Raw genomic sequence first — 13606 nt, 5'->3', positions numbered from 1 at the left:
AGAACCCAGCCTAGTCTGGGTTCTTTATTCTTGTTTCAGTGGCTCTTTGAGGAGCCAGGCTAACCTTCAGGCCTTAAAGGTCAGTGAAACCTTGAGTCCGCCCAGTGCCGGGCTTCTGCTGAAGTCGATATCCAACTGATACTGCTCGGCAATATCCTTGACTATCGATAATCCTAATCCATGACCATTGATCTCTTCATCCAGACGATTGCCGCGGCGGGTGAGGGTTTGCATGTTTTTTTCTGCCACCCCGGGACCATCGTCTTCGACACTGACATATACCTGCCCCTGATGTTGCCATACCCTCACCAATACCAGGCTAGAGGCCCATTTATAGGCGTTATCCAACAGGTTACCGAGCAGCTCCATACCGTCTTCCCTGTGGATTGGCAGCCTGGGAATGCCATCGCTGATATCGAAGCGCCAACTGATTTGTTTGTATCTATGCACCTTATCCAGGGTTTGGCACAGGCTTTCCAGATCCCTTGGCAGTACCAGCTGCGCCGCAGGTAGCATATCGCCGGTTATTCGCGCTGCCGCCAGTTTACGCTCTATCATCTTGTGGATCTGCTCCAACTGCTGTTCCAGTGCCCTGGCGGTGTCGGGATCTTTCAACCCCAGCGCCTCGACCTGCTGACGCATCACCGCCAGTGGTGTCTTCAGACCGTGGCTGAGATTGCCCAGATTATTACGGCTGCGCTGAATTTGATTACTGGTGTATTCAAGTAACTCGTTGTAGGTTTCGGCCAGAGGTTTGACTTCGGGAGGAATAGTCTCCAGTGACAGCGAGTTGATTTCCCCCTCCCTGAGTTTGGCCAGCGCCTGTTTTATCTGCTTAACCGGCTTGAAGGATTGCCTCAATACCAGAAATATCCCCAGGATCATCGCCAGCAGCATAGCCAGGTTGACACTCAGTTTAGTGCCATAAACCTCGGTAAATACCTTACGGCCTATGCTGAGATCCTGTGCCACTGTCAAAGTGGCATTGATCTTCTTGCTGCTGGAGGTCAGCCCCAGTGACAACAACTGAATATCGTGATTTTGTGGCCCCTTGGTTTGCCAGGCGCGGGTTTGCCCTGGCTCCAATTGCACTATCTCCAGGCGTTGATCCCACAAGGAGCGGGAGCGGATCTCCCTATCCGGCAGGTTGAGCTGGTAATAGCGCCCGGAATAGGCGGGTTTGTAGAAGCCGGAAAGCAGGCTCTGATCTATCAGGATCTCACCGTCATTGAGGTGAGTCGCCAGTGCCACCTGTTCCAGATCTTCCTGCAAGCGGTTGATGATAGAGTCGTGAAATGCCTGACGCAGCATGGACTCCATAAACGCCAGGCCTATCAGGGTACTCAGTAACACCAGTGCTGTTAGCCACAGGCTCAGCTTGGTGCGGATGGACATCATCAGGATTGGCTGCCGTGAAAGATATAACCTTGGCCACGACGGGTTTCTATCGCCGTCTTACCCAGTTTTTTACGCAGGTGGGTGACATAGACCTCGACCACATTGCTCTCTTTCTCATCGTCAAATTGATACAGCTTATCGGTAAGCTGTGCTTTGGAAAGCAGTTTCTTGGGTGACATCAAGAAAATTCGCAGCAAGCGAAACTCCATGGCAGTCAGGTCGAAACTTTGTCCATTGACTGTTACTGTCTGTTCGGCTTCATCCAGACTGACGCCGCCGAAGTTCAATTGTTTGCCGGGCACAGTGGCACGGCCATGGGTTCGGTGGATAATTGCCTGCAGTCTGGCCAGCAGCTCTTGGGTATGAAAGGGCTTGCCCAGGTAGTCATCGGCGCCGGCATTGAAGCCTTCGACCTTTTCATGCCACTGACTGCGAGCGGTCAGCATGATCACAGGAGTGGTCAGTCCCTGCTGACGCCATTTTTCCAGCAACTGCAAGCCGTTGCCATCGGGCAGGCCGATATCGAGAATGATGCAGTCATACTGGGTTTCTTTGACCAGATAGTCAGCTTCTATGGCTTTGTCGGTGACATCCGTGACATAGCCTGCTTGCTTTAATTGTTTTGCCAGTTCTTCAACCAGCAGGGCGTTATCTTCAACGAGTAGCAGTTTCATTGGGACGACATTCGCTCGGTAATGGGGTTAGGTTATCGGGTAAACCTGTGCCTGCATTTAGGCTCAGGTTGACGATATGGCCATGTTCGACTTTTATCTGCAAATCATAACGCCATTCACCATCTTTCTGATAGAGATGAGCGTCGATCAATTTGCCATGGCACACCCATTGTAGCTGAGAGAGAGTGGCATCCAAGGAGAGAATCGTCCCGGATTTCACTAATTCCTTGGCGATATCGTGATCGGGTTCCAGGTGGGGACTGGCCACTTCAGCCTTTGCAGTACTCAAAGTCAGGCTAATAAAGCTAATGAAAAATAGCCCTCTCAATTGATGCTCCCGAAAAACAAAAGTGGCCAAGGATATTACCTTGGCCACTCTATAGAATCAGGCTTAAATCAAGCTGAAGCTGGCTTAGCGGGTACCGTAAACCACTATGGTTTTACCGTGCGCCTGGATCAGGTTCTGCTCTTCCAGCATTTTGAGGATGCGGCCCACAGTTTCGCGGGAACAACCAACAATCTGACCGATTTCCTGACGGGTGATTTTGATCTGCATGCCGTCTGGGTGGGTCATGGCATCAGGCTGTTTGGCCAGGTGCAACAGAGTTTGAGCGATACGACCTGCTACGTCGAGGAAGGCCAGGTTGCCCACTTTTTGGCTGGTGCTCTGTAGACGATGTGCCATCTGAGCGGCAAGTTTCATCAGGATTTCAGGGTTAACCTGGATCAGCTGCTTGAACTTCTTGTAAGAGATTTCAGCAATTTCACAGGCTTGCTTGGCGCGAACCCAAGCGGTACGCTCGGCTTGCTCTTCGAACAGACCTAATTCACCGATAAAGTCGCCCTGATTCAGATAAGAGAGGATCATTTCCTTACCTTCTTCATCTTTAATCAATACGGCAACAGACCCTTTAACTATGTAATACAGAGTGTCTGAATCTTCACCAGCATGGATCAGGGTGCTTTTGGCTGGATACTTATGAATGTGACAGTGTGATAAAAACCACTCCAAAGTCGGATCTGGTTTTGGCTTACCAATCAGAGCCATGCCTATGTTCCTCGATTGATTAAAACGAAAGTAAGGATATTCTAAATAAGGATTTTACGTCAATATCAAAGAGTAAACTTTGAACCTGGTCTTAGTTTAGACTAAGTGAATCAACGCAATTAAATCGCTAATCTTGGTTATCATTCTGATACTTTAGTGATACATGTCAACCAATTCAGATTAAAAGCCTCTGGATTCGCTCGAGTCTGTAGGTTAAATCACATCTTCTCAGCCTTGCTCACAATTCGCCAAGCACATTGAGGGCTATTATTAGCATTTTATTGTTGAATTCACCTCGACTTTCACGCCGGGTTCGGGCTAATTTATGAGTCTGTATGCATAGATTACCAAAGGGTATCAGAGTGAAGACCCCCTTAATTGCAGCGGCTGCCATGTTGGCCTTGAGTCTGTTCAGTGGACAGTTACAGGCCTTTGCCATTCCCCAGCCAAGCAAGGAAATTGCCGCCAGCAAACTGGCTTATATTCAGCTCAATGCCGCCAATGGTGAAGTGGAAGCTCAGTACCTGCTTGGCTTGATGTACCTCTCCGGCCGTTTCGTCGTCGAGGACAAAATTGCCGGTCTCGCCTGGTTGACCAAAGCTGCCGAAGGGGGCGAGACCAAGGCGCAGCAAACCCTGGCAGACCTGGCATTTGAAGGCAAGTTAATGCAGCGGGATCTGGCGCTGGCCGAGCGTTGGTATCTGCCGTTGGCTGAACAGGGCAACCATTGGGCCAAGTTCAGACTGGGTTTCCTCTATGCTTCCGGCGGCGAAGGGGTTAACCGCCATTGCGGCAAGGCTGTGGCGTTTTTCAGCTCGGCCGGTGATGACATCTCTCTTGGCAATGCCGCCTGGATCCTGGCCACTTGCCCGGAAGCCAAGTACCGAGATGGTGGTCGGGCGTTGGCGCTTGCTAAGCAACTACTGGAAGTTAACAATCAGGACCCCACAAATCTCGATAACCTGGCGGCAGCTTACGCCGAATTGGGAGATTTTACCGCTGCGGTGGCGACTCAGCAGCAGGCCATTGCAGCGCTTGAGCAGTCACAGGATTTCAGTAAAGCGCTTGAATTTAGGCAGCGGCTGGAGAGTTATCGCAGTCACAAGCCTTACCGTGAAGTGGTGCCCTTGATGGAATAACGCCCATTGTGAATGCTTCAAGCCGATACGGATAATTCCTTTGCTGAACGCTGGGGTTTTAGCTGTGGTTGATTGTGTTTGCGTCAGAGGAAGATAAGGGCGCTTGCATGGGGAGCAAGAATTCGGGCAATAAAAAATGCCCATTATGGGCATATAAAATAGGGTAGGTTGTTGACATACTCGAGGGAACAAACAGATCAAGATGGGGGAATCTATCCCCAAGAGTATGTCAACCATCAGTATTTCGCCTGAAATCCCGATGACTGTAATTTACCCTTTTAGACTTAAATCAAACTTAATCGAGTCTGAAGCCAAAATTTATCTGCAACCAGCTTATTCAATATCCTGCTCCAGCAGGGCTTGGCGCTTATCCATCAGGTCTTTGATAAGCGGCGTCAGAATAAGCTCCATCGCCAATGACATCTTGCCTCCCGGCACGACCAGGGTGTTAACCCTGGACATAAAAGCCCCTTGGATCATCTTCAAATAGTAAGGAAAGTCGACATTGTTGATGCCGCGAAAACGGATCACCACAAAGCTTTCATCCAGACTGGGAATATCCTTGGCACTGAAGGGGTTGGAGGTATCTACCGTAGGGACCCGCTGAAAATTGATATGAGTGCGGGAGAATTGCGGCGTCATGTGATTGATATAGTCGTCCATCGAACGCACGATTGAGCCCATCACTTTTTCACGGGTATGGCCGCGCTCAGAGGTATCGCGGATGATCTTTTGGATCCACTCCAGGTTGACTATGGGTACCATGCCAATCAAGAGATCCACGTGCTGGGCAACATTGCTTTCGCCGGTCACTACACCGCCATGCAGCCCCTCGTAGTAGAGCATATCCGTGTCTTCCGGTAGCGGCCGCCATTGGGTAAAGGTACCCGGCATCTGGTTGTAAGGCACGGCTTCATCGAAGGTATGCAGGTAGGAGCGGGTTTCCCCTTGTCCCGTGCCGGCATAGTCGGCAAAACACTTCTCCAGACGGGCAAAGTCATTGGCTTCCGGACCAAAATAGCTGATGTTGCGGTTTTCGGCCTTGGCTTTGCGGATCATCACTTCCATTTCGGCGCGGGTATAGTGGTGAAAGCTGTCCCCTTCCACCATGGCCGCATTGATCCCCAGTTGTCTGAAGATGTGACTGAAGGCGGTTGTGGTAGTCGTGGTTCCGGCCCCCGATGAACCTGTCACTGCGATAATTGGATGTTTTGCAGACATTTTTCCTACCTGTTTCAAAGAACTTGGGCCGCAGGCCAACACTGTGGTTATCTGGCCCGTTAACCTTTAGTTAACTACTTATAAAGGAATGCAGGGGGACGGGTCAATCATGGGCAAGTGGAGTTCGGCGCATGATTTCCTCGCGGGAGCGGATGGCAACGGACTCGTCATCTTCGCTGAATTCTACCAGTAAATGGCCGCTCTTGAGCGCCAGATGGCACTTGCCGATGGCCTGCTCCAACGCCTTGTCACCTAGGGAATCGAAACTGCCGTCTTCCACCTGGGAAAGCAGGTATTCCTTAATCAGGTTATCCAGGGTTTCCTTGGGCAGTTGCAGCAGGGATTCATAGGGTATCAGCATGAGTTGACTCCGTCAGATAACGCAGCAATCGCTGCTCCAGATAATAGCGTGGTCGCCACGGTGTGCCACCCTCAATAAAGCCTACATGGCCGCCATTGGCATGAAGTTCATATTCGACGCAGGCGGGCAGATGTGCCAATGATGGGATAACGGCGTCAGTCATAAAAGGGTCGTCTGCTGCATGAATTATCAGGGTCGGTTTGGCTATCTTACCCAATAAAGGCAAGGCGCTGGCCTTTTGATAATAGTCATCGACACCGTTGAAACCGTGCAGCGGTGCAGTCACCTGATGGTCAAAATCATAAAAGGTGTTCAGCCGTTTGATGGCTTCACCATTCAGCGGCAACTGGCTGTTGCCCCGCTCGAGTTTCAGCAACATTTTTTGCTGCAATTGGCGGATAAGATAACTTTGATAAACTTTGGAGAAGCCTTTCTCCAGCCGCTTGGCGCAGGATGCAAGCGCCAGCGGTGCCGATACCACGGCGGCGCGGCTGAGCAGGCTTTTATCTGCAAATTCTCCCTGGTACTTGGCCAGTACATTGCCGCCGAGGCTGTAACCTACCGCCAGTAGAGGCGAGTGGGGATAGCGCTGCTTCAGGGTTTGCAGGCTATGGCTGATATCGGCCGTATCACCGCTGTGGTAACTGCGCGCCAGGCGATTGTCTTCACCCGAGCAGCCTCTGTGATGGTGCACTACGGCGGCCAGTCTCTGCTTCTGACACTCACGCAGCAGGCGGCGGATATAGTGGGAGTCGGCGCTGCCTTCCAGCCCGTGCAGTATTACCAATAAGGGCTTACCCGGGGTTGGCGTCTTGAGCCAGTCGAGATCGATAAAGTCACCATCTTCCAGTTCCAGACGCTCACGCCGCAGCGGCAACCCCGCCACTTTGGTCAGCACGGGAATGATAGTTTGAAAATGGGGGCTTCTGGCCCACCAGGGCGGACGAAAACTGCTGCTCATGGGATCTCGCATGCAAAATGGCCTATTGCCGTGGGCGCTTTGCTGTGGTTAATTGGTTATCGGCCGGATTGTAACACAGATGTCAGCACAGCCGAGTGCAGGGAAATGACAGGAGGACAGGCATGCAAAGACGGCAGTTTCTATTGTGGGCTTTGGGAGGAACAACGGCGCTGGCGTTAGGTGTCAGCCTCTATGTGGATGAGGAGATTGCCAGCTTGAGTGAGCGGGAAAAGCCCCATGATCTTCTGCTTGGTGCCTTGATCCCTGTGTTGCTTGAAGGCGCATTGCCTGAGATTAGCAAGCATAGAGTCGATGCCATCAATCGCACTCTGGATGCGGTCAATCAAACCCTGAAATGGCTACCTAAGGCCCAGCGTCAGGAGCTGGAACAGCTGCTCGACTTGCTGGAAAACCGCTTTGGCTTACTTTTGCTGAGCGGCAGCATGACGCCTCTGATGCTGCGCAGCCCCAATGAATTGGTCGACATGCTGGAGTCCTGGCGCAGCGCTTGGATGGCGCTGCTGCAACAAGCCTATCTTGGTCTCAGAGAACTGTTGATGGCGAGCTATTACGCCTGCCCTGAGCATTGGGGCGGGCTTAACTACAGCAAGCCGAAACTGGCCCTCTAATACCCCACAGGAGACACATTTGCCGATAGTTGATCCCATTTTGGCCGGGCTGGCCACAGGTTGGAAACATACAGATGGTGCCTCTTTGGCCGAGGATCTTGAACTGGAGACTGATGTCGTCATCATAGGCACAGGTGCCGGTGGCGGTACGGCGGCTGAAATATTGACTCAGGCTGGGCTCAGGGTCTTGCTGTTGGAGGCCGGGCCGCTCAAGTCATCGTCTGACTTTGTGATGGAGGAGCGCCGCGCCTATCCAGAACTCTACCAGCAAGCGGCGGCCATGAAGACCCTGGATAAGGGGATAGGTATTTTTCAGGGCAAGTCGGTCGGCGGCTCCACCACAGTCAACTGGACTACTTCGATTCGAACCCCCAAAGCCACCTTGGATTATTGGCAAAGCCTTGGGGTTAAAGGTTTGTCCCGCAGCGAGCTGGATCCCTGGTTCGACAAGATGGAGCAAAGGCTCAATATCAGTCGCTGGCCGATAGATCCCAACCGCAACAACCAGGCCCTCAGGGATGGCTGTGTCGCGCTTGGCTGGGACTACACAGTTATCAAACGCAATGTGCTGGGCTGCTGGAACACTGGGTACTGCGGCATGGGCTGCCCGGTGAATGCCAAGCAATCCATGCTGGTCACCACAATACCTGCTGCCCTGAATGCCGGGGCAGAGCTATACAGCCATGTTCGCGCCGAACGCTTCGAGCATCATGGTGAGCGGGTTTTTGCCCTTAGAGCCGAGGCGCTCGATGGCTATAACAAGCCTACAGGTGTCAAATTGATGATCCGCGCCCGTCATTATGTGGTGGCGGCCGGGGCAATCCACACTCCGGCATTGCTGCTGCGCTCACAAATGACAGATCCCTATCAGCGCCTCGGCAAGCAGACCTGTTTACACCCAACCGTACTCAGCGGCGCCCGCTTTCGGGAAGCAATCAATGCCCACTCCGGGGCACCGCAGTCGATATATTCGGATCAGTTTGTTTGGCAAGATGGTGCCACTGGTCAACCTGGATATAAGCTGGAAGTACCGCCGGTGCATCCTGTGCTTATCGCCTCCAAGACCTTGGGCTATGGGCCACAGCATGCCGAGTTGATGTCCTGGTTCAATCATCTGCAGGTCACCATAGCCCTGATCCGGGATGGCTTTTCGCCGGAATTGCCCGGTGGCCAGGTATTGCTGACAGATAAAGGTACAGCGCTGGATTACCCTCTGACGCCGGCCCTGTTTGCCGCCGCCAGAAGGGCTTTTGCCAGCATGGCCGAGCTGCAGTTTGCCGCAGGCGCCGAGCAGGTTATGCCCATCAATGAGGGCGCCGGAATTTTGTCCTCCTGGCAAGAGGCCAAACAGGTTATTGCCAATATGCCGCTGGCGCCACTGAAGACCATAGTGGCTTCAGCACATGTGATGGGCGGCTGCGCCATGGGGGAAGACAGGCAGTTATCCTGGGTGAACAGCGAAGGCCAGGCGCATTACTACAGCAATCTGTCGGTGATGGATGGCTCTGTATTTCCCAGCAGTTTGGGGGCCAATCCGCAGCTGAGTATCTATGGTTTGACGGCGCGCAACGCCAGCTTGCTGGCCCGGAGGCTCAAGCCTGAGCCAGCAGTGCAGGATATTGCTGAGGACTGAGGTTGAACTGCGCCAGATAGGTACTGAGATTGTGTTGCCTGTCTTCAGTGACGCTGCGAGGCAGGCCGTTGAGTTTGTGCAATATCAGCTGCTGCCCTCTGCGTTCCATCATCAGCTCGACATCCAACATCTGTTGGTACTCGGTTTGTCCCAGGTTGGGTTTGGCCAGGCGTCTCAGCCGCCGATAGGGGCGCAGAATGCCGCTTTCCCACTGCTCAACTTCGCTGTGGAGCTGGGCCCACGAGCCCTGGTTGAAGCTAACGCCTTTGTTGTCCAGGGTCAGCGCCAGCAGCAAGAGGTTGACTATCAGGCCGTGTTCGTCCTGCAGCTTTATCAGCAGGCTTTCCAGCGCCGGGTAAAGTGTTTCACATTCCTGCCAAAGACTAGAGGTAAACAGACTCGTATGTGGCACGCTTTTCTCCTTGCTTGCAATCTCAACACCCGGGTTTCCCCGGCTCAAAGGCCTGACTCGGCTTCGATGGTGTCTATCTCTTCCTGAAGTTCCAACCAGTTCATTTCACTCTCTTCCAGCGCCTGCGAAAGTTGGGTGCGCTCGGCGAGGATCTCCGTCAGTCTGGGCTTTTGTTCGGCTTCGTAGAGAGAAGTATCCGCCAGCAGATTTTCCAGCTCCGCCAATCTGTCGGTAGCCTGGCTCTGCTCGGCTTCCAGTTTGGCCTGGCGTTTCTTCAGTGGTGATAGTTTTTGCCTCAATTCAGCTTCCAGGCGTTTTTGCAGCTTCTTGTCCTGGGCCGGTGAGGCTTCGTCAACCTGAGACACACTTGCCGTTGCGGCTTTGGCGGCATCCAGCAACCACTGGTGATAGTCATCCAGATCGCCATCGAACATCCGCACTTCGCCGCCATCGACCAGGTAATAGTCGTTGCAGGTGAGTCTCAGCAGGTGACGGTCGTGTGACACTATCACCATGGCGCCTTCAAAGCCCTGCAGCGCAACGGTCAGGGCGTGGCGCATCTCCAGATCCAGGTGGTTGGTGGGCTCATCGAGCAGCAATAGATTGGGGCGTTGCCAAACCAGCAGCGCCAGTACCAGACGGGCCTTTTCACCACCGGAGAAGGGACGCACTTGGGCCAGCGCCATATCTCCCTGGAATCCAAAGCCACCGAGGAAGTCTCTCAACTCCTGTTCGCGGGCATTGGGGGCCAGGCGCTGCAGATGCTGCAGCGGGGTATCATCCAGCTGCAGAAACTCTATCTGATGCTGGGCAAAGTAGCCGATATTGAGCCCGGGATTGGGCTCGTACAGGCCGCGCATGGGCGAGAGTTGCTCAGACAGCAACTTAATCAGGGTGGACTTACCGGCACCATTACGACCCAATAAACCGATGCGGGCGCCGGGCACCAGATTGAGGTGCACCTTGTTGAGAATAGCCTTGTCGCCGTAGCCGACCGACACATCTTCCATCTTCACCAAGGGGTTGGGCAGCGCATCCGGCTCGCGAAACTCCATATAGAAAGGGCTGTCGGCCTTGGAAGGCATCAGCTCAGTCATCTTTTCCAGTGCCTTCAGGCGACTTTGGGCCTGTTTGGCCTTACTGGCCTTGTAACGGAAGCGGTCTACAAAAGACTGCATATGCGCTCTCTCTCGCTGCTGGCGTTCATAGGCCACCTGTTGCTGGGCCATACGTTCGGCACGAGTGTGTTCAAAGGCGCTGTAGTTACCCTTGTAGAAGTTAAGTTTTTGGTGTTCCACATGGACGATTTCGTCCACTATGGCATCGATAAAGTCACGGTCGTGGCTGATCAGCACCAGCGTGCCTTGATAGGATTTAATCCAACCTTCCAGCCAGTACATGGTATCCAGATCCAGGTGGTTGGTGGGCTCATCGAGCAGCAATAATTCTGAGCGACACAGCAGTGCCTGCGCCAGATTGAGGCGCATCCGCCAGCCACCGGAGAAACTCTTCACCGGATGGCTCTGCTGGGCCTCGGTAAAGCCAAGACCTGCCAGCAGGGTACCGGCACGGGCACGTATGCTGTAGCCGCCTACGGCATCAAGCTTGCCGTGCAGTTCGGCTATCCTGTGGCCATTATCCTCGGCTTCAGCCTTGGCCAGCTGGGTTTCGAGCTCGCGAAACTCACTATCGCCATCGAGCACATATTCCAGTGCCGATACCTCCAGCGCCGGGGTCTCCTGGGCAACGGTTGCAATGCGCCACTGGGATGGCACGCTGATCTCGCCTTTGTCCAGGTGTAGTTGCCCTAAAATCAGGGCCAGCAATGAGGACTTGCCCGTACCGTTGGCGCCGACTAATCCCACCTTGTGGCCGGGATAAATAGTCAATGAGGCCTCGTCAAGCAAGGTCTTGGTGCCACGGATCAACTGGGCATCGGAAATGGTGATCATGAATACTGCTTTGGAATACGCTGAAATTATGGGGCCAGATGATAGCCCAGAACCCCGGTCTCAGGCTATAGCAGCAACACTTTGCTGTGAGCTGGCACCTGGGGGTAAATGACGGTCATCATTTCGAATGAAAGCCCCCCTCAAAAGTATGGCTTTACGGCTAACGACGCGAAAAACATCGGAAAAAGCCAAAGTTTCAGATATTTCTGAACTGCTGTTTGTAAAAACGTGCAGTACCATCCAAGCGCGCAAAAAAAGCGCCACAGGCAACAAGGAGTTTTACCAAGGGAGCCTAATTACCTTGGGGCAGACAGGGAGAGTCGTAGATGGGCGTGATCCGCGTAGTCAGCATGGCTGAGTTGCATCTCAGCGATGCCGGGCAGATTGAGGCCAACTGGCAAAGCTTGAGCAATGAACAGCTGGTATCTTTGGCGCCGTCCGGGTGCTCGCTTGAGCAGCTCAAGCGGGAACTGGCCGATAGCAGTAGAGTGCTCCTCAGAATGAGAGAGTAAAGTTTATGGACTAAAATTCTATGTATTCTGACTCGCCTGAGAGTAAACACTTTGCTGACATTTTTGCGGCCCATATTGTTTGGCAACCTTTTACTGGCAACGGCCGCAGTCAATGCAGTCACGATTCCCTATTGTGTCGACCCCGACTGGATGCCCTATGAAGGCATAGACCAAGGCAAACATGTGGGCATTTCATCCGGCTTTCTTGAATTCATTGAAGAGCAGACTGATTGGCAGTTTCAGTTAGTACCCACCGCCAGCTGGCAGCAGACATTGACATATTTGAAGCAACAACAGTGCGTATTTACTCCCATGCTCAACTATACCTCCAGGCGCGCCGAATATTTATCCTTCACTAATATCTATAGTCGCTCTCCCAATGTGTTGGTTTCCCGTCGCGAGCAACCCTTTCTACAAAGTATGGAACAGGTCGGGAATAGAAGTCTGGTGATCCCCAGAGGTTACCGCTTGCTGGATTATGTGCGTCAGAACTATCCCAAGATCCACATTATGCTGGCCGAGACGGAGCAGCAGGGGCTGGAGATGGTATCCAGCGGTGAGGCTGATCTGTTTATTGGTTCTATGTATTCCATCAATGCCCGCATTCAGCAGAGCGGCTTGTTTAACCTCAAAATCGCCGGTTGGGCCGGGCCTGAGGATCAGTTCCGGATGGCGGTGACTGAGAATAGCAAGTGGATGCTGCCCGATCTAAATCGTTTGTTGGCGCAGATTTCTGACGACCACAGGGCCAGGCTGTATCGTCAGTGGAGCAATATGGCGGTGTTGGAGCAGACGGATAGAGGGCTGACTTGGCAGCTTATGGTTGTGATAACACTGGTCTTCGGCGCTTTGTTGGCGCGCTACCGCTGGATTAGTAAGTATAACCGGGAGCTGACAGCCAAGAATCAACAGTTGGAGAAACTGCGTAATCAGCTATTGGAAACCAATAAGGAACTTGAGTTTATTTCGACCCACGATCCTTTAACCAAGTTGTATAACCGTCACTACTTTCATCGACATTTTGCGCCAGAACATCGCAGTGACGCAGCGCAAGGGCATACATCACTGATAGTGATAGACATAGATTTCTTTAAAGATATCAATGATCGCCATGGTCACAGCGTGGGTGATTCCATACTCAGTGATCTGGCTTCTCTGCTCATGGAGGGAGCCCGCGAAATCGACCTGGTGGCCCGTTGGGGCGGTGAGGAGTTTATGATTATTTGCCCGGATACTGATTGTATTCAGGCAAGGCATCTGTGTGAGCGCTTGGCATCGGCGATGACTGTTTATCCCTTTTCTGCCGGTGTTAGCCTTAGCTGTAGTTTTGGCCTGACAGAGCTGAAACCCGGAGAGTCTATTTGGAGCGCATTTGATCGGGCTGACCTGGCTTTGTATCGGGCCAAGTCAGAAGGCCGTAACAGAATTTGCTGCGATCCTGAATATGATCGAGCCAATAAAATCGGGCCAAATTCATCGGTTTGAGGTTAGAGCCGCACTTTTATGAAGTCAATTTCCGTGTTTATGACCCGAATAGTGAAAGTATGTGTGCTCAAGATGTTGAATTTATGGTGTTTTATTTTTTTTATTCGTTAGCGGTGACAAACTGGTGAAAATTGAAACTGCTGATTGCAGCCTATGGGGGTTTCGGTGTTATAATACGCGC

The 13606-nt window shown here is 52.6% G+C and carries 14 protein-coding genes; 5 read left to right on the top strand and 9 right to left on the bottom strand.

The annotated features are described in order from the left end of the window. Positions 1-66 precede the first annotated feature (66 nt). The 4 genes from SIL79_RS03210 to crp all read right to left on the bottom strand — a co-directional run bounded on the left by SIL79_RS03210 (position 67) and on the right by crp (position 3120). Positions 67-1398, bottom strand: coding sequence for an ATP-binding protein (locus SIL79_RS03210; protein WP_039035529.1), 1332 nt, complete (start codon positions 1396-1398; stop codon positions 67-69). After that, on the bottom strand, positions 1398-2072 hold the full coding sequence (locus tag SIL79_RS03205; RefSeq protein ID WP_039035530.1) for a response regulator transcription factor: 675 nt from the start codon (positions 2070-2072) through the stop codon (positions 1398-1400). Before SIL79_RS03205 ends, SIL79_RS03210 begins: the two co-directional genes overlap by 1 nt. Further along, positions 2053-2400 (bottom strand): PepSY domain-containing protein, encoded by a 348-nt coding sequence (locus SIL79_RS03200; RefSeq protein ID WP_039035548.1) that lies wholly within the window; start codon positions 2398-2400, stop codon positions 2053-2055. Before SIL79_RS03200 ends, SIL79_RS03205 begins: the two co-directional genes overlap by 20 nt. An 84-nt stretch (positions 2401-2484) precedes the next feature. Further along, positions 2485-3120: a cAMP-activated global transcriptional regulator CRP gene (gene crp / locus SIL79_RS03195; RefSeq protein ID WP_025011303.1), complete on the bottom strand. Its 636-nt coding sequence runs from the start codon at positions 3118-3120 to the stop codon at positions 2485-2487. Between the two features lie 356 nt (positions 3121-3476). On the opposite strand from crp, the gene SIL79_RS03190 reads away from it, so the two are divergent. After that, positions 3477-4259 (top strand): tetratricopeptide repeat protein, encoded by a 783-nt coding sequence (locus tag SIL79_RS03190; RefSeq protein WP_039035549.1) that lies wholly within the window; start codon positions 3477-3479, stop codon positions 4257-4259. A gap of 333 nt (positions 4260-4592) precedes the next feature. Here the strand turns inward: SIL79_RS03190 and SIL79_RS03185 are convergent, their stop codons facing one another. The 3 genes from SIL79_RS03185 to SIL79_RS03175 form a co-directional block, all read right to left on the bottom strand. Beyond that, positions 4593-5480, bottom strand: coding sequence for a phosphoribulokinase (locus tag SIL79_RS03185; protein ID WP_039035531.1), 888 nt, complete (start codon positions 5478-5480; stop codon positions 4593-4595). A 103-nt stretch (positions 5481-5583) separates the two neighbouring features. Continuing rightward, positions 5584-5841 carry a YheU family protein gene (locus SIL79_RS03180; protein ID WP_039035532.1) on the bottom strand — a complete coding sequence of 86 codons (258 nt, stop codon included), beginning with the start codon at positions 5839-5841 and terminating at the stop codon, positions 5584-5586. After that, a complete protein-coding gene (locus SIL79_RS03175; RefSeq protein WP_319618967.1) occupies positions 5825-6802 on the bottom strand; it encodes a hydrolase in 978 nt (325 codons plus the stop codon). The genes SIL79_RS03180 and SIL79_RS03175 overlap by 17 nt, the downstream gene beginning before the upstream one ends. Before the next feature lie 122 nt (positions 6803-6924). Here SIL79_RS03175 and SIL79_RS03170 point away from each other — a divergent pair, with 122 nt between their 5' ends. Continuing rightward, positions 6925-7431 (top strand): TAT leader-containing periplasmic protein, encoded by a 507-nt coding sequence (locus SIL79_RS03170; RefSeq protein WP_319618966.1) that lies wholly within the window; start codon positions 6925-6927, stop codon positions 7429-7431. 19 nt (positions 7432-7450) lie between these two features. Then, positions 7451-9064 carry a GMC family oxidoreductase gene (locus SIL79_RS03165; RefSeq protein ID WP_319618965.1) on the top strand — a complete coding sequence of 538 codons (1614 nt, stop codon included), beginning with the start codon at positions 7451-7453 and terminating at the stop codon, positions 9062-9064. Here SIL79_RS03165 and SIL79_RS03160 read toward each other — a convergent pair. Together SIL79_RS03160 and SIL79_RS03155 are read right to left on the bottom strand one after the other, a co-directional pair. Continuing rightward, on the bottom strand, positions 9024-9476 hold the full coding sequence (locus SIL79_RS03160) for a DUF2390 domain-containing protein (protein ID WP_319618964.1): 453 nt from the start codon (positions 9474-9476) through the stop codon (positions 9024-9026). The genes SIL79_RS03165 and SIL79_RS03160 overlap by 41 nt on opposite strands. Before the next feature lie 44 nt (positions 9477-9520). After that, a complete protein-coding gene (locus SIL79_RS03155; RefSeq protein WP_215773457.1) occupies positions 9521-11428 on the bottom strand; it encodes an ABC transporter ATP-binding protein in 1908 nt (635 codons plus the stop codon). Between the two features lie 326 nt (positions 11429-11754). On the opposite strand from SIL79_RS03155, the gene SIL79_RS03150 reads away from it, so the two are divergent. Continuing rightward, positions 11755-11940, top strand: a complete 186-nt coding sequence (locus tag SIL79_RS03150; RefSeq protein WP_039035537.1) for a hypothetical protein — start codon at positions 11755-11757, stop codon at positions 11938-11940. A 51-nt stretch (positions 11941-11991) separates the two neighbouring features. Beyond that, positions 11992-13425 (top strand): diguanylate cyclase, encoded by a 1434-nt coding sequence (locus SIL79_RS03145; RefSeq protein ID WP_319618963.1) that lies wholly within the window; start codon positions 11992-11994, stop codon positions 13423-13425. Positions 13426-13606: the final 181 nt, after the last annotated feature.

This window comes from Shewanella indica (assembly GCF_033842865.1).
GTDB classification, from domain to species: domain Bacteria; phylum Pseudomonadota; class Gammaproteobacteria; order Enterobacterales; family Shewanellaceae; genus Shewanella; species Shewanella indica.
Note: the sequence above shows the minus strand (reverse complement) of the source record. Positions and strands in the feature narration are given on the sequence as shown.